This is a genomic window from Streptomyces sp. NBC_00727 (assembly GCF_045161745.1).
Lineage (GTDB): Bacteria > Actinomycetota > Actinomycetes > Streptomycetales > Streptomycetaceae > Streptomyces.
Genome location: NZ_CP108981.1, coordinates 6,033,342 through 6,048,961 on the forward strand (window position 1 = coordinate 6,033,342; position 15,620 = coordinate 6,048,961).

Annotated in this window: 17 protein-coding genes; 6 read left to right on the forward strand and 11 right to left on the reverse strand. The window is 73.7% G+C overall.

Annotation, left to right across the window (positions count from 1 at the left end):
- Positions 1-69: 69 nt before the first annotated feature.
- Positions 70-1,689 (reverse strand): malate synthase A, encoded by a 1,620-nt coding sequence (aceB, locus tag OG242_RS27350; protein WP_405900668.1) that lies wholly within the window; start codon positions 1,687-1,689, stop codon positions 70-72.
- Positions 1,690-1,921: 232 nt separating this feature from the next.
- Positions 1,922-2,515 carry an NTP transferase domain-containing protein gene (locus tag OG242_RS27355; RefSeq protein ID WP_405900669.1) on the reverse strand — a complete coding sequence of 198 codons (594 nt, stop codon included), beginning with the start codon at positions 2,513-2,515 and terminating at the stop codon, positions 1,922-1,924.
- A gap of 198 nt (positions 2,516-2,713) precedes the next feature.
- Here OG242_RS27355 and OG242_RS27360 point away from each other — a divergent pair, with 198 nt between their 5' ends.
- Positions 2,714-3,016 carry a DUF5955 family protein gene (locus tag OG242_RS27360; RefSeq protein ID WP_405901743.1) on the forward strand — a complete coding sequence of 101 codons (303 nt, stop codon included), beginning with the start codon at positions 2,714-2,716 and terminating at the stop codon, positions 3,014-3,016.
- Between the two features lie 19 nt (positions 3,017-3,035).
- On the opposite strand, the gene OG242_RS27365 is transcribed toward OG242_RS27360, so the two are convergent.
- Both OG242_RS27365 and OG242_RS27370 read right to left on the reverse strand, forming a co-directional pair.
- Complete coding sequence (locus tag OG242_RS27365) at positions 3,036-3,668, reverse strand: response regulator transcription factor (protein WP_147969653.1); 633 nt, start codon at positions 3,666-3,668, stop codon at positions 3,036-3,038.
- On the reverse strand, positions 3,665-5,068 hold the full coding sequence (locus OG242_RS27370; RefSeq protein WP_405900670.1) for a sensor histidine kinase: 1,404 nt from the start codon (positions 5,066-5,068) through the stop codon (positions 3,665-3,667). The genes OG242_RS27365 and OG242_RS27370 overlap by 4 nt, the downstream gene beginning before the upstream one ends.
- Before the next feature lie 110 nt (positions 5,069-5,178).
- Here OG242_RS27370 and OG242_RS27375 point away from each other — a divergent pair, with 110 nt between their 5' ends.
- Positions 5,179-6,258: an ABC transporter permease gene (locus OG242_RS27375; protein WP_405900671.1), complete on the forward strand. Its 1,080-nt coding sequence runs from the start codon at positions 5,179-5,181 to the stop codon at positions 6,256-6,258.
- Positions 6,255-6,935 carry an ABC transporter ATP-binding protein gene (locus tag OG242_RS27380; protein WP_405900672.1) on the forward strand — a complete coding sequence of 227 codons (681 nt, stop codon included), beginning with the start codon at positions 6,255-6,257 and terminating at the stop codon, positions 6,933-6,935. The genes OG242_RS27375 and OG242_RS27380 overlap by 4 nt, the downstream gene beginning before the upstream one ends.
- 51 nt (positions 6,936-6,986) lie before the next feature.
- Here OG242_RS27380 and OG242_RS27385 read toward each other — a convergent pair whose 3' ends face one another.
- Positions 6,987-7,787, reverse strand: a complete 801-nt coding sequence (locus OG242_RS27385; RefSeq protein ID WP_405900673.1) for an IclR family transcriptional regulator — start codon at positions 7,785-7,787, stop codon at positions 6,987-6,989.
- Between the two features lie 314 nt (positions 7,788-8,101).
- Between OG242_RS27385 and allB the strand changes: the two genes are divergently transcribed.
- Both allB and alc read left to right on the forward strand, forming a co-directional pair.
- Complete coding sequence (gene allB, locus OG242_RS27390) at positions 8,102-9,451, forward strand: allantoinase AllB (RefSeq protein ID WP_405900674.1); 1,350 nt, start codon at positions 8,102-8,104, stop codon at positions 9,449-9,451.
- A complete protein-coding gene (gene alc / locus OG242_RS27395) occupies positions 9,448-10,563 on the forward strand; it encodes an allantoicase (RefSeq protein WP_405900675.1) in 1,116 nt (371 codons plus the stop codon). Before allB ends, alc begins: the two co-directional genes overlap by 4 nt.
- Before the next feature lie 22 nt (positions 10,564-10,585).
- Here the strand turns inward: alc and OG242_RS27400 are convergent, their stop codons facing one another.
- The 5 genes from OG242_RS27400 to OG242_RS27420 all read right to left on the reverse strand — a co-directional run bounded on the left by OG242_RS27400 (position 10,586) and on the right by OG242_RS27420 (position 14,216).
- Positions 10,586-11,416, reverse strand: a complete 831-nt coding sequence (locus tag OG242_RS27400) for an aldo/keto reductase (protein ID WP_405900676.1) — start codon at positions 11,414-11,416, stop codon at positions 10,586-10,588.
- Between the two features lie 84 nt (positions 11,417-11,500).
- Positions 11,501-12,247, reverse strand: a complete 747-nt coding sequence (locus tag OG242_RS27405) for an SDR family oxidoreductase (RefSeq protein WP_405900677.1) — start codon at positions 12,245-12,247, stop codon at positions 11,501-11,503.
- A 97-nt stretch (positions 12,248-12,344) separates the two neighbouring features.
- The gene (locus tag OG242_RS27410; protein WP_405900678.1) at positions 12,345-12,929 is read right to left on the reverse strand and encodes a TIGR03086 family metal-binding protein; all 585 of its coding nucleotides are present in this window, start codon (positions 12,927-12,929) and stop codon (positions 12,345-12,347) included.
- Positions 12,930-12,957: 28 nt separating this feature from the next.
- Positions 12,958-13,392 (reverse strand): hypothetical protein, encoded by a 435-nt coding sequence (locus OG242_RS27415; protein ID WP_405900679.1) that lies wholly within the window; start codon positions 13,390-13,392, stop codon positions 12,958-12,960.
- 179 nt (positions 13,393-13,571) lie between these two features.
- Positions 13,572-14,216 (reverse strand): TetR/AcrR family transcriptional regulator, encoded by a 645-nt coding sequence (locus OG242_RS27420; RefSeq protein WP_405900680.1) that lies wholly within the window; start codon positions 14,214-14,216, stop codon positions 13,572-13,574.
- A gap of 155 nt (positions 14,217-14,371) precedes the next feature.
- On the opposite strand from OG242_RS27420, the gene OG242_RS27425 reads away from it, so the two are divergent.
- Positions 14,372-15,295: a DMT family transporter gene (locus OG242_RS27425; RefSeq protein WP_405900681.1), complete on the forward strand. Its 924-nt coding sequence runs from the start codon at positions 14,372-14,374 to the stop codon at positions 15,293-15,295.
- Between the two features lie 5 nt (positions 15,296-15,300).
- Here OG242_RS27425 and OG242_RS27430 read toward each other — a convergent pair whose 3' ends face one another.
- Positions 15,301-15,504, reverse strand: coding sequence for a hypothetical protein (locus OG242_RS27430; protein WP_405900682.1), 204 nt, complete (start codon positions 15,502-15,504; stop codon positions 15,301-15,303).
- Between the last annotated feature and the right edge of the window lie 116 nt (positions 15,505-15,620).

A 15,620-nucleotide genomic window follows, 5' to 3' on the forward strand; every position in this document is an offset into this window, starting at 1 on the left:
GTCGCCAGGGAGGGGCTGGGCAGCGGCGCACTGGAGCCGGGGGAGGGGACCAGTCAGCGCAGCCGCTAGTCAGCGCAGCCGTTCGTACGCCGGGAGGGTCAGGAAGTCCGCGTAGTCCTGGTCCAGGGAGACCTGGAGGAGGAGGTCGTGGGCCTCCTGCCACTGGCCGGCGGCGAAGGCCTCCTCGCCGGTCTCCTCGCGGATCGCGGCCAGTTCCTCGGCGGCGACCTTGCGGGCCAGGTCCGCCGTGGCGTGCTCGCCGTTCTCGAAGACCACGTCCGCGTTGATCCACTGCCAGATCTGCGAGCGGGAGATCTCGGCGGTGGCCGCGTCCTCCATCAGGTTGAAGATGGCGACCGCGCCCATGCCGCGCAGCCAGGCCTCGATGTAGCGGATGCCGACGGCGACGGCGTTGCGCAGGCCCTCGTACGTGGGCTTGGCGTGCAGGGTGTCGATGGCGATGAGGTCGCCGGGGGCCACCGAGACGTCCTCGCGCAGGCGCTCCTTCTGGTTCGGCTTCTCGCCGAGGACCGCGTTGAAGGAGGCCATGGCGATCGGGACGAGGTCGGGGTGGGCGACCCAGGAGCCGTCGAAGCCGTCGTTCGCCTCGCGGTCCTTGTCGGCCTTGACCTTCTCGAACGCGACCTTGTTGACCTCGGCGTCGCGGCGGGACGGGATGAAGGCCGCCATGCCGCCGATCGCGTGGGCGCCGCGCTTGTGGCAGGTGCGGACGAGGAGTTCGGTGTACGCCCGCATGAACGGGGCGGTCATCGTCACCGCGTTGCGGTCCGGCAGGACGAACTTGGCGCCGCCGTCACGGAAGTTCTTGACGATGGAGAAGAGGTAGTCCCAGCGGCCCGCGTTCAGCCCGGAGGCGTGGTCGCGCAGCTCGTAGAGGATCTCCTCCATCTCGTACGCGGCGGTGATCGTCTCGATCAGGACCGTCGCGCGGACGGTGCCCTGGGGGATGCCCAGCTCGTCCTGGGCGAAGACGAAGATGTCGTTCCAGAGGCGGGCCTCCAGGTGCGACTCCGTCTTCGGCAGGTAGAAGTACGGGCCCTTGCCGAGGTCGATCAGGCGCTGGGCGTTGTGGAAGAAGTAGAGGCCGAAGTCGACCAGCGCGCCGGGCACGGGGGTGCCGTCGAGCTGGAGGTGGCGCTCGTCCAGGTGCCAGCCGCGGGGGCGGGTGACGACGGTCGCCAGCTCGTCGGCCGGCTTCAGCGCGTACGACTTGCCGGACTTCGGGTCGGTGAAGTCGATGGAGCGGTTGTACGCGTCCATCAGGTTGAGCTGGCCGAGGACGACGTTCTCCCAGGTGGGGGCGGAGGCGTCCTCGAAGTCGGCGAGCCAGACCTTCGCGCCCGAGTTCAGGGCGTTGATGGTCATCTTGCGGTCGGTCGGACCGGTGATCTCCACCCGGCGGTCGTTCAGCGCGGCCGGGGCCGGTGCGACCTTCCAGGAGTCGTCCGCACGGATCGCCGCGGTCTCCGGCAGGAAGTCCAGCGTGGAGGTGCGGGCGATCTCGGCACGGCGCTCACCGCGGCGGGCGAGCAGCTCGTCGCGCCGGGGTGTGAACCGGCGGTGCAGCTCGGCCACGAACGCGAGGGCCGCGGGGGTGAGGACCTCGTCCTGCCGGGGCAGGGGCTCGGCATCGACGATGGCCAGCGAGGACGGCGCTGGTGCGGACATGAGCTGTCACTCCTTCAGCGGGCGGTGCGGACGGCGTCACGGCCGTCGGGCCGCCCGATTCGGCACGGCGTGCCAGGGCTCCGGGATACGGCTGTGGCCGCCGTCTGAGGTGCAGAGGGCTTCTGATCAGTGGATAGTAGTTTCCTCATGGTGGAAGTTCAATGGTTTGTTGATGTCGAGATTCTTCGGGTCGACACAACCGCCTGTGTGCTGGCGCAGCGTGCCAGGGCCCTCACTCCAGGTGCGAGAGGTCCGCCGGAGTGTCGATGTCGTACGCCTGTGCCACATCGCCGCACTCCACGAGCGTCAGCGCCTCCCGGTGGGCCCGCAGATACGCCCGCGCCCCTTGGTCGCCCACCGCGCCCGCCGCGATGTCCGCCCACAGGTCCGCCCCGAACAGCACCGGATGGCCGCGTTCCCCCGCGTACGAGGCCGCCACCAGGCTCGTCCGGTCCCGGTACGCCGCGAGCACCCGGGCCACCGCCCGCGCGTCGATGCCCGGCTGGTCGACCAGCAGCACGAGCGCCGCGTCCGACCCCGTGTCCGCGAGGGCCCCGAGCCCCGCGCGCAGTGAGGAGCCCATGCCCTCGGTCCACTCCGGGTTGACGCTCACCGCGCACCCGTCCAGATCCGCCCGCGCCCGCACCTCGTCGGCCGCCGCGCCGAGCACCACGTGGACCGGCCCGCAGCCGCCCTCGCGCAGGGTGCGCACCGCGTGCTCCACGAGCGGCCGGCCGCGGTGTTCCAGCAGGGCTTTCGGGCGTCCGCCGAGCCGGCGCCCGCCGCCCGCGGCGAGCAGGAGTCCGGCGATGTGTGCGTGTGTCATACCGCCCTGGATACCCCACCGCGGCCGTCAACGCGCACCAGCCCGTACCCGTACGGCGTGTGTTACGTACGCGGAGTGGCGGCCGGCACCTTTTATGGCGTTAACTTGCCCGCACCCCCGGACACTTGACCACGGTGCGGGGACCGGGCGCAACGACACCGGCACAAGGACGTGCGAGGGGGAGCTTTGTTGAAGAGTGTGGGGCAGGAGCGGGTGACCGGCAGCGGTGAGGACCCCAGAGTGGCGGAGCTGCGCACGGCGGTCTCCCGGCTCCGGCGGGCCCTGGCCGGGCATCCCGCGCAGTTCCCCGACCGGCCCGTCGCCGAGGACGAGCTGGCGGCGCTGGACACCATGGCGCGCAGCGGGGCGCCCGAGATCCCGCGGCTGCGCCGCTCGCTGCTGCTGGTCGCGGGGGCGATCGGCTCGGTCAGCGCACTGGCGTCGGCGCTGCGGGACGTACGGATCGCCGTCGACCTGTTCGGCGAGCCGCCGCGCCGCTGACCGGGCGGCGGACACGGTTTCAGCGGCGGATCAGCCTGCGGGCCGTGGCCGCCGCGACGGCGGCCGTGCGCGAGTCGACGCCGAGCTTGGCGTAAATGTGCACCAGATGGGACTTAACGGTCGCCTGGCTCAGGAAGAGCCGCTTGCTGATCTCCGCGTTCGACAGGCCCTCGCCGACCAGTTGCAGCACTTCCAGCTCGCGCTTGGTGAGCGCCTGGGCGGGGGTACGCATGCGGTCCATCAGCCGGTGCGCGACCGCCGGGGCCAGGGCCGAGCGCCCGGCGGCCGCCGTACGGACCGCGGCGGCCAGCTCCTCGGGCGGCGCGTCCTTCAGCAGATAGCCCGCCGCCCCCGCCTCGACCGCCGCCAGGATGTCCGCGTCGCTGTCGTACGTCGTCAGGATCAGCACCCGGGGCGCGTCCGGGGCCGCCGTGATCGCGGCGGTGGCCTGCGAGCCGTGCATCCCGGCGCCGAACTGGAGGTCCATCAGCACGACGTCCAGCCCGCCCGCCGCGGCCCGGGCGACGGCCTCCTCGGCGGTGGCGGCCTCCGCGACCACCCGGAAGTCCGGCTCGGTGTCCAGGACGGCCCGCAGCCCCGCCCGTACCACCGGATGGTCGTCGGCGAGCAGCAGCCGGACGGGCGCGCTCATGCCGCGTCCCGCCCGGTCCGGTCCACGGGCAGCGGCAGCGTCAGCGCGACGGCGGTGCCCTGGCCGGGCGCCGACTCGACGCTCAGGGTGCCGCCGAGCGAACGGGCCCGGGAGCGCATCGCGGGCAGGCCGAAGCCGCCGGACGCCGTGGCGCCGCCCGTGGGCGCGTCCTGAGCGAAGCCGCGTCCGTCGTCGACCACGTCCAGCGACACCGAGGTGTCCATGAAGCTCAGCGTGATCTCCGCCCGCCGGGCCCCCGCGTGCCGCACGGTGTTGGCCAGCGCCGACTGGGCGGTCCGCAGCAGCGCCACCTCGTAGGGCGTCGGCAGTCCGACCGGTGTGCCGCTGACCGCGAACTGCACGGTGAGCGCGGGCGTGCTCGTGCGGGCCGAGAGCCGTTCCAGCGCGGCGGCCAGGGAGCCGTTCTCCAGGTCCGGCGGGGTCAGGGCGCGGACGAAGCGGCGGGCCTCCGCGAGGTTGTCCTGCGCCGCCTCGCGCGCCCGGTGCACATGGGCGGCGGCCGGGGCGTCCTCGGGCAGGGTGCGCTCGGCGGCGCGCAGCAGGAGCTGGATGCTGGACAGGCCCTGGGCGAGGGTGTCGTGGATCTCGCGGGCCAGCCGCTCCCGCTCGGCGAGGGTGCCGGCGGTGCGCTCCGCCTCGGCCAGCTCCGCACGGGTGGCGACCAGCTCCTCGATGAGCCGGCGGCGCCGCTCGCTCTCCCGGAACAGCGCCTCGTAGCCCAGGACCGTGGCGACGGCGACGGCCGCGCCCAGCAGCGGGCCGATGAACGTGCCCGGCGTTACCGCCTGCCCGTGCAGCAGGAAGCTCGCGATGGCGGCCGCCGCCGTCACGGCCACAGCGGGCAGACCCCAGCGCGTCGACAGCAGGTGCAACTGGAGGAAGTAGAGCGGAAAGGCCACCCACAGCGCGTCCGGCGACAGCACCAGCAGCGCCGCCCACAGCAGACCGAGCACCGCCAGCCACGCAGCGCCGGCCCGGGTCTCCGGCTGCACGGCCCCGGGGCCGGCCGTTCGGGTCAGGCCGGGCTCGCGGGCCCCGGCACCACACCTCGCGGCGTTGTCGTCAATCACCAACGCTCCTTCCCCAAGTTCTCGGCTCCGCTCGAACAGGGGAGGCCCCATCTGCCTCAATCCTCCGCCTTGCGATGCACGGCACCGGAGCCCGCTCCCTGATCCGGCCTGACCCGAACGACCGGTCCCAGCCGCCGCCCCCGCCACGTACACGGAGGCCAGCACACCGGCGACCGCGGTCACCGCGCCGGGGTGCGGGGCGCCGTCGCCGTACGCCTTGGCGGCGGCGAGGGCCAGCAGGCCCAGCATCAGGCCGTGCAGGCACAGCCGCAGCGCGGCGGCGACCGGGGGGTGAACGCGGGTTTCCATGATGGATCCAGCGTAGGCGCGGCCCGCCCCGGGCCGGTCAATCGAAAGGTTGATGTCGTCACCAGCCCGGGGGTGATGTCTCCGAGGCCCGGGGAAACGACGCTGGAGCCATGTTCGTCGCATGGAGAGATCTACGGTTCGCCAAGGGCCGGTTCGCGCTCATGGGCACGGTGGTCGTGCTGATCACGCTGCTCGTGGGCCTGCTGTCCGGCCTCACCGCCGGCCTTGCCCGGGAGAACACCTCGGCCGTCACCGGGCTGAACGCCGACCACCTGGCGTTCGCCGCCCCGCCGGACGGGCGGTCGGTGTCCTTCACCGACTCGTCCGTCGAGGAGGCCGCCTGGCGCGCCTGGGCCGGGCGGCCCGGCGTGGAGGCCGCGCAGCCGCTCGGCATCCGCACCCTGAACGCCACCGCCGGTACGGGAGAGCGCACCGCCGCCGTCTCCGCGTTCGGCGTCGAGCCCGGCGGCGGCCTGGCACCCCCGGGCACCCGGGTCGGGCCCGGCGAGGCCGTGCTCTCGCGCGCGGCGGCCGACGAGCTGGCCGTGCACACCGGGGCCCGGCTGACCCTCGGCGGCCGGGAGGTCACCGTGGCCGGCGTCGCGGGCGACGCCTCGTACAGCCACACCCCCGTCGTGTGGACCGACCTCGCCGACTGGCAGCAGGCCGGGCACGCGGACGGCGGCGCCACCGTGATCGCCCTGACCACCACCGGCTCCGCCGACCTGGCCGCCGGTGACCGGGTGGCGGGCACCCGCACCCTCTCGCTCGACGACTCCCTGACCGCCATCGGCTCCTACCAGGCCGAGAACGGGTCGCTCCAGCTGATGCGCGGCTTCCTGTTCGCCATCTCCGCCCTGGTCATCGGCGCGTTCTTCACCGTCTGGACGATCCAGCGCAGCGGCGACGTCGCCGTGCTCAAGGCGCTGGGCGCCTCCACCCCGTATCTGCTCCGGGACGCGCTCGGGCAGGCCGTCGTGATGCTCGCCCTCGGTACGGGCCTGGGCACCGCCCTCGCCTCCGGCGTCGGTGCCCTGGTCGCCGGCGGGGCCGTGCCGTTCGTCCTGGACGCGGCGACGGTCCTCGTCCCGGCCGCCGTGATGATCGCCCTCGGCGCGGCCGGGGCCGCCCTGTCCATCCGGCGGATCACCGCCGTCGACCCGCTCACCGCGCTCGGGAGTGCCCGATGACCCTCACGCTCACCGATGTCACCCTCACCTACCCGGACGGCGACGGGCGCCTCACCGCCCTGGACCGGGTCGCGCTCGACGTGCCCGCCGGGACCCTGACCGCCGTCGTCGGCCCGTCCGGGTCCGGCAAGTCGAGCCTTCTCGCGGTGGCCGCGACGCTGGTCGCCCCGGACGCGGGGGCGGTCGTCGTCGCCGGTACGGACACCACGGGGCTCGGGCGCGCGGAGAAGGCGGCGCTGCGCCGCGAGCGGATCGGCATCGTCTTCCAGCAGCCCAACCTGCTGCCGTCCCTGACCGCAGTGGAACAGCTCCAGGTCATGACGCACCTCTCGGGCGGCCGGGCCGGTGCCGCCCGTGCCCGCGCCCTCGACCTGCTCGACGCGGTCGGCCTCGCCGGGCAGGCCGGCCGCAGGCCCCACCAGCTCTCCGGCGGCCAGCGCCAGCGGATCAACATCGCCCGCGCCCTGATGAACGACCCGGCCCTGCTGCTCGTCGACGAGCCGACCAGCGCCCTGGACCACGAGCGCGGTGCGGCGGTCCTGGACCTGCTGGTCTCGCTGACCCGGCAGCGCTCCACCGCGACGGTCCTGGTCACCCACGACCGCGCGCACCTGGACCGCGTGGACCGGACGGTCACGATGCTCGACGGCCGGCTGACGGTTCCGGCGCGGGCCTGAAACGCGGGCGGGCCCGGACCTCTCGGAGGTCCGGGCCCGTCTCACGGCTTCTCAGCCCGCCGCGCCGCTGCTCGCCAGCGCGTCGGACAGCTCCTTCGCCGCCTGCTGGAGGATCGGCACGATCCGCTCCGTGGCCGCCTCGGTGACCCGGCCCGCCGGGCCGGAGATCGAGATCGCGGCGGACGTGGGGGAGTTGGGCACCGACACCGCCAGGCAGCGGACCCCTATCTCCTGCTCGTTGTCGTCGACCGCGTAGCCCACCCGGCGGACCTGGTCCAGCGCCTCCAGGAAGCCGTCCGCCGTGGTGATCGTCTTGTCGGTGGCGGCGGGCATGCCCGTACGGGCGAGGAGCGCGCGCACCTCGTCCGGCGGGGTGTGCGCCAGCAGCGCCTTGCCCACGCCGGTCGAGTGCGGCAGCACCCGGCGGCCGACCTCGGTGAACATGCGCATCGAGTGCTTGGACGGCACCTGCGCCACGTACACGATCTCGTCGCCGTCGAGCAGCGCCATGTTGGCCGTCTCGCCGGTCTCCTCGACCAGCCGGGCCAGATATGGGCGCGCCCAGGTGCCGAGCAGCCGTGCGGCGGACTCGCCGAGGCGGATCAGGCGGGGGCCGAGCGCGTAACGCCGGTTGGGCTGCTGGCGTACGTAACCGCACTGCACCAGCGTGCGCATCAGGCGGTGGATCGTCGGCAGGGGCAGTCCGCTGCTCGCGGAGAGCTCGCTCAGGCCGACCTCGCCCCCCGCGTCGGCCATCCGCTCCAGCAGGTCGAAGGCGCGCTCAAGGGACTGCACACCACCGCTGGAACCGGCGGGCTTGGAGTCGGAAGTGCTGGCGTGGGACGGCGGCACGTCAACGGTCCTTTCGAGGCGGAGGAGCAAGTCAGCAGCCTACCGGGCCCTTTCCGATCGGCCCACTGCCGACGGGGGCCGTCGTGGCCGGTCAGCGCCCGTTTGTCCGGGTGTCCGCAGGTGGTGCGGCGGCCCGGCCGCGCCGCACCTGGCCCATTCTACGTTCCGTACTCCGAAATAGACCTTCTACTTTGTGGAAACGTCCAGTGGGGGCGGGAGGGTGGCCGGGGAGCGGGGAAGAGGTCTTGACGGGTCGCGCTCCCGAGTGAAGACTCCTTCAACAGTTCGTTGAAAGTGCGATGTGAGGAGCACGGGTGTCCGGTTCGGACGTGAAGCTGCTACTGCGCTCGACGCGCGTCGTCACCCCCGAGGGGACCCGGCCCGCATCGGTCGCCGTCACCGGCGGGACCATCGAGGCCGTCCTGCCGTACGACACCGAGGCCCCCGCCGGCGCCCGGGTGGAGGACTTCGGCGACGACGTCCTCATGCCCGGCCTCGTCGACACCCATGTCCACGTGAACGACCCCGGCCGCACCGAGTGGGAGGGGTTCTGGACGGCCACCCGCGCCGCCGCGGCCGGCGGCATCACCACGCTGCTCGACATGCCCCTCAACTCGCTGCCGCCCACCACCACGGCCGAGAACCTGCGGATCAAGCAGGGCGTCGCCGAGCCCAAGGTGCACGTCGACACCGGCTTCTGGGGCGGCGCGATCCCGGCCAACGTCAAGGATCTGCGCCCGTTGTACGAGGCCGGGGTCTTCGGCTTCAAGTGCTTCCTGTCGCCCTCCGGCGTCGAGGAGTTCCCCGAGCTGGACCAGGAGCAGCTGGCCCGGTCCATGGCGGAGATCGCGGGCTTCGGCGGGCTGCTCATCGTCCACGCCGAGGACCCCCACCACCTGGAGTCCGCGCCGCAGCAGGGCGGCCCCGCCTACGCCGACTTCCTCGCGTCCCGGCCGCGCGACGCCGAGAACACCGCCATCGAGGGCCTGATCGCCCACGCCCGGCGGCTCGACGCCCGCGTCCACGTCCTGCACCTGTCCTCCAGCGACGCCCTGCCGCTGATCGCCGCCGCCCGGCGCGAGGGTGTCCGGCTCACCGTCGAGACCTGCCCGCACTTCCTCACCCTCACCGCCGAGGAGGTCCCCGACGGGGCGACCGAGTTCAAGTGCTGCCCGCCGATCCGGGAGGCCGCCAACCAGGACGCGCTGTGGCAGGGGCTCGCCGACGGCACCATCGACTGCATCGTCTCCGACCACTCGCCCTGCACCACCGACCTCAAGACCCCGGACTTCGCCTCCGCCTGGGGCGGCATCTCCTCCCTCCAGCTCGGCCTGCCCGCCATCTGGACCGAGGCCCGCCGGCGCGGCCACAGCCTCGACGACGTCGCCCGCTGGATGTCGGCCGCCCCCGCCGCACTGGCCGGACTGCACCACAAGGGCGCCATCGAGGCCGGCCGCGACGCCGACTTCGCGGTCCTGGCCCCCGAAGACACCTTCACCGTCGACCCGGCCGAGCTGTTCCACCGCAACCAGGTCACCGCGTACGCGGGGCGCACCCTGCACGGCGTGGTGCGCTCCACCTGGCTGCGCGGTGTGCGCATCGCCGCCGACGGCGTCCTCACCGAACCCACCGGCCGCCTCCAGACAAGGGACCCCCGAGCATGACGGCGACAGCGCACTTCACCGGCGACGCGAACCCGTACGGCGGCGGCGACCCCTACGCCGACTACCGCACCGCCGACCTCCCCTTCAATCACCTCGTGGACCTCGCCGACCGGCGGCTCGGCGCGGGCGTCATCGCCGCCAACGACGAGTTCTTCGCCGAGCGCGAGAACCTGCTCAAGCCGGAGCCCGCCCACTTCGACCCGGAGCGCTTCGGGCACAAGGGCAAGATCATGGACGGCTGGGAGACCCGCCGCCGGCGCGGTGCGAGCGCCTCGCAGCCGCACCCGGTGGACGAGGACCACGACTGGGCGCTGATCCGCCTCGGCGCGCCCGGCATCGTGCGCGGCCTGGTCGTCGACACCGCCCATTTCCGCGGCAACCACCCGCAGGCCGTCTCCGTCGAGGCCGTCTCCCTGCCCGGCTCGCCCTCCCCGGAGGAACTGCTCGCCCCGGACGTGAAGTGGACGACGCTCGTCCCCCGTACCGCCGTCGGCGGCCACGCGGCCAACGGCTTCACCGTCGACACGGAGCGCCGCTTCACGCACCTGCGGCTCAACCAGCACCCGGACGGCGGGGTCGCCCGCCTGCGGGTGTACGGCGAGGTCGCCCCCGACCCCGGCTGGCTGACCGCGCTCGGCACGTTCGACGTCGTCGCCCTGGAGAACGGCGGCCGGGTCGAGGACGCATCCGACCGCTTCTACTCCCCGGCGACGAACACCATCCAGCCCGGCCGCTCCCACAAGATGGACGACGGCTGGGAGACCCGCCGCCGGCGCGACCGGGGCAACGACTGGATCCACTACCACCTCGTCGAAGAGGCGGACATCCGCGCCGTCGAGATCGACACCGCCTACCTCAAGGGCAACGCGGCCGGCTGGGCGCGGCTGACGGCCCATGACGCGGAGACCGGCGCGTGGACCGGGTTCCTGCCCCGGACCCGGCTCCAGCCCGACACCAACCACCGCTTCGTGCTGCCGGAGGCCGTACGCGCCGACCAGGTGCGGATCGACATCTTCCCGGACGGCGGCATCTCACGGCTGCGCCTCTTCGGCTCGCTCACCGAACGCGGCGCGGCGCGGCTCGCCGCCCGCCACGCGGAACTCGGCGGCTGACGGAACAGGACCCCGGGGCGCCTCAGAACTCCTCGTGCTCCTCGGGGTCCCCGCCGAACCGCTCCCGGGGACCGCCCGAGATCCGGCCCAGCTCCTCGGACGTCAGCTCGAAGCCGAACAGGTCCAGGTTCTCCCGCTGCCGCCCCGGATCGGCCGACTTCGGGATCGGTACGGCACCGAGCTGCGTGTGCCACCGCAGCACCGCCTGGCCCGGGGTCACGCCGTGCGCCCCGGCGACCGCCACCACCTCCGGGTCGGCCAGCAGGTCACGGCCGCGCCCCAGCGGGCTCCAGCTCTGCGTGACGATCCCCATCGCCGCGTGCACCGCCCGCAGCTCCTCCTGCGGCAGCCGGGGATGCAGCTCGATCTGGTTGACGGCGGGCACCACGCCCGTCTCGTCCTCCAGCCGCTTCAGGTGCTCGGCGGTGAAGTTGGAGACCCCGATCGACCGTACGAGACCCTCCTCGCGCAGCTTGACCAGCGCCCGCCAGGTGTCCACGTACAGCCCCACCTTGGGCAGCGGCCAGTGGATGAGACAGAGGTCCACGTAGTCCAGGCCGAGGTGGGCGCGGGACTCCTCGAACGAGGCCAGCGTCTTCTCGTAACCGTGGTGCCGGCCGGGCACCTTGGTCGTGACGAAGACCTCCTCGCGCGGTACTCCGCTGCGGGCGACGCCGCGCCCCGTACCGGTCTCGTTGCCGTAGTTCAGCGCGGTGTCCACGAGCCGGTAGCCGATGTCCAGGGCTCCGGCGACGGCCTTCTCCGCCGCGGCGTCGTCGAGCGGATAGGTGCCGAGCCCGACCGCCGGGATCGTACGGCCGTCGTTCAGGGTGTGCACCGGGGTACCGGACATGATCGTCCCTTCTCGTCGTCTGCCGTTACGGGGCATGCCTCCCCGCCCAGCGTAGGCGGGGAGGCGGCGGGCGGCAGGGCGACGTCAGGCGGCGTGGCCGCCGTCCACGGCCAGTTCGGCGCCGGTGACGAAGGCGGCCTCCGCGCCCGCGAGGTATGAGATCAGCGCGGCGATCTCCGCCGCGGTGCCGAACCGGTCCAGTGCGTTGGCCGCGCGCTGCCCGTCGGCGTACGGGCCGTCGGCGGGGTTCATGTCGGTGTCCACGGCACCGGGCTGGACCAGGTTGACGGTGATGCCGCGCGGGCCGAGCTCGCGGGCCAGCGGCTTGGTCAGCCCGGAGAGCGCGGACTTGCTCATCGCGTACAGCGTGGCGCCGGGGCCGCCCGCGTACCGGCTCAGGGCCGTACCGAGGGAGATGATGCGGCCCCCGCTCTCCATCACCTCGGCCGCCGCCCGGCAGGCGAGGAACACCGCCCGGACGTTCACGGCGAGCACCCGGTCGACATCGGCGGGCGTGAGGGTGTCGATGGGGCCGAGGACCCCGATCCCCGCGTTGTTCACCAGGATGTCGAGCCTTCCGAGGGACTCGACCGTCCGGTGCACCGCCGAGGCTGTGGCCTCGGGGTCGGCCGAGTCGGCGCGCAGGGCGACGGCCCGGCGGCCGGCCGCCTCGATCGCGGCGACGACCTCCTTGGCGCCCCGCTCGTCCCGGACGTAGGTCAGCGCCACATCGGCGCCGTCCCGGGCCAGCCGCAGGGCGGTCGCGGCGCCGATGCCCCGGCTGCCGCCGGTGACGAGCGCGGCGCGGGGGGTGGGAAGGGTGCTGTTCATCGCGGTTCCTGTTCGTTGCCGGTCGTGCTGACAGGAACCAGGAAAGTCGTTCGGCGCCCAGGACACCGGCGGGAAACGGACGCCGACTCCTGTGCGGTCAGCGCCAGTCCGGCGAGCGGCCGAGCGCCGCCAGCACGCGGGGGAGCGGGCCGCCCTCCGCCATCGGCAGTGCGGGCCGGAAGGAGGCGTCCGGGCGCTCGCGCGCCGGTCCGTCCGGGACGCGCAGGGCGACGGGCAGGGCCGCCTCCACCACGTCGTCCGGCAGCGCGAGGGGCAGCCCGAGCGCCGCGGCCACGTCCCAGGAGTGCACGACGTAGTCGATGAAGTGGAAGCCCATCGCGGTGGCCCCCGGGAACGTCGTCTCCGCACTGATCTCCGGCAGCGCGAACCGCCGCTCCGACGCCCCCGGCCGGCCGAACGCGTCGAGCAGCGTCCGGGCCGTCCCCCGGTACCAGGCCGCCGGATCGTCCCCCGCCGCCTGATGCGCCCAGGCGGCGGCGTCGGCCCCCTCGCCCCGTGCGGCGGCGGCGAAGCCGAGGTGCTGGGTGCCCATGTGCTCCACCAGGCGGCGCAGGGCCCAGCGGTCGCACGGCGTGGGGCGGTCCCAGTCGCCGGGGCCCGCCCGGTCGACGAGGCGTACGGATTCGAGCACCGCGATCCGGTCGAGCTCGATGATGTCCACGGTGGGTCCCTTCGTAAGCGGAGGCGGGTCAGGGCGTGCCGACGGGCCACGGTGCCGCCCCGGAGACCAGCCGCCACGCGGAGTCGTAGACCGCCGAGCGGCCGGCGAACGGGGCCGTCCAGGTCGCCGAGCGCAGGGTGCCCCCGTCCCGGTGGGCGCGGACGATCTCGCGGTGGTCGGGGCGGGCGACGAAGCCCATCAGGTGCTCCTGGGCCGTCCAGACGGTGATCGAACCGGACCGGTTCATCCGGGGGCCCACGTCCACCCAGAGCCACATGCCGACCGCGCCCGGCGTCCGCGGCCAGCTGCGGCGCAGCCGCATGCCGGCCGCGCCGACGGAGAACGAGCGCCACGGGCGGTGCGTGACGAATTCGGTGACCCCGACGACCACCTCGGCGCCGGGTTCCACGGCCCGGGCGGCGGGGCCGGGCTGCCATCGAGTGCTCCAGAGCATGTGCGGCACGGTCGAGCTCCTCCTGGCAGGTGAGGCCGTCCCTCGCGGATTCCCGCGGTGGCTGCCCACGACCATACATTTGAACGAACGATCGTGCTATTAGTTTCAACCGCCACCGCCACCGCCACCGCCACCGCCACCGCCACAGCCACAGCCACCGCCCCGCCCCGCCCCGCCCGCCGGGCTTCCTACGCCTCGTCCGCCACCGACGGCGGGTCCACCGCCACCGCCCGGAGCCGCCCCAGGATCGCGCGCCACGCCCTCGTATAGCTCTCCGCGCTGCCGCGCAGCACCGAGTCGCCGTTCGCCAGTTCCAGGAACGCGATGATCTCGAAGGCCAGCTGGGCCGCGTCGCAGTCGTCCCGGATCTCGCCCAGCGTCCGCGCCTCCCCGATCCGCCGCTCCACGAAGGCGAACCAGCCGGCCTGCGCGGCCGCGAGCGCCTCGTGCACCGCTCCCTCCCGGGCGTCGAACTCCGCGAGCGCCGCGTAGAAGAAGCAGCCGCCGGGAAACACCCGGTCCCGCGAGTAGGCGATCCAGGCCTCGCACATCCGCCGCACCCGGCCCAGCCCGGCGGGCGTCTCACGCGTGGGGACCACCACGTGCTCGTCGTAGACGGCGGCGGCGGCCCGCACGGTCGCCAGCTGAAGCTCCTCCTTGGAGCCGAACAGCGCGAACACCCCGCTCTTGCTCAGCCGGAGATCCGTGGCCAGCCGGCCCAGCGACAGCCCGCCGAGACCTTCCACCGAGGCGACCGCGGCCGCTCGGGCGAGGACCAGCTGCCGGGTGCGGTTGCCGCGCTCGACCCTGCCGTCCTGGTGTGTTCCGGCCATCGGGCGACTCCGTGCTCAGTGAGGTGCGGGCGGCCGCCGTCGGGCCCGTCCCCGGGGCTCGCCATTGTAGGAGGGCGCCCGGTAGCGTGACCGTTCCCCCAGTGCGAGCCGGTGCCGTCTCCACGTCGTCCCTGTGGAGAAAGCAGGAATCCCGGGTGTCCTCCATCGCCGTCCCCGTACTCGCCCCGCCGCGCCGGGCCTGGCTCAGCGACCTGCCCGTCCTGCTGGTCGCGGTGGTCTGGGGGTCCAGCTATCTCGCCGCCAAGGGCATCACCACCCCGCAGACCGTCGTCGCCGTGCTCGTGCTGCGGTTCGCCGTCGTGCTGCCCGTCCTGGTGGTCGCGGGACGGCGCCGGCTGCGCGCGCTGAGCGCCGCGCAGTGGCGGGGCGCCGGGCTGCTGGGCCTCGTGCTCAGCGGGATCTTCCTGGTGGAGACGTACGGCATCGTGCACACCTCGGCCACCAACGCCGGGCTCATCATCAGCCTCACCATGATCTTCACCCCGCTCGCCGAGGCCGCCGTGACCCGGACCCGGCCGACCGGGGTCTTCCTCGCCGCCGCCGGGCTCTCCGTCGCCGGGGTGGTGCTGCTGACCCAGGGCGGCGGCTTCACCAGCCCCTCGGTGGGCGACCTGCTCATGCTCGCCGCCGCCCTCGCCCGGACCCTGCACGTCCTGCTCATGGCCCGCATCAAGTCCGTGCAGTCCGCGGACTCGCTGTCCCTGACGACCGTGCAGCTCGGCAGCTCCGTCGCCGTCTTCGCCCTGCTGGCCGCCGTGCCGGGGACGGGCGAGGCGCCGTGGACGGTCGCCGCCGGGTTCGGGGTCCGGGAGTGGGGCGGGCTGCTCTTCCTCTCGGTGTTCTGCACGCTCTTCGCGTTCTTCGTGCAGATGTGGTCCGTACGCCGCACCTCGCCGTCCCGGGTCAGTCTGCTGCTCGGTACGGAACCGCTGTGGGCCGCCGCCGTCGGCATCGCGATCGGCGGCGAGCGCCTGGGCCCCGCCGGGATCGCCGGCGCCGTGCTGGTCCTCGCCGGAACGGCCTGGGGGCGGCGCAGCGCGGACCCGGCCGCGCCCTGACCGGGTCACTCCTTGATCGCGTCCGACGCGACCATCACCGCCGCCCCCGCCACCACCAGCACGATCGACACGAAGAGCGGGTACTCGGCGGCGAACGGCAGCCGCTGCACCAGGTTGAAGAGGCGGAACCAGTCGAACCATTCATGGAGCAGCCCGGCGACCCCCTGGACGAAGACCAGGAACCCGACCGTCTCGCAGAGTTTCTTCATGGCCCCGAGCCTGGCCGCCGGGACGCCACCACCGCGTCGGCCGCCGGTCTGCCCGCCGGGTCCGAAAGTCTCCGCCTCCGCGACTTTGGTCGCTGCCGCGCCCCGAACCCCCGGAA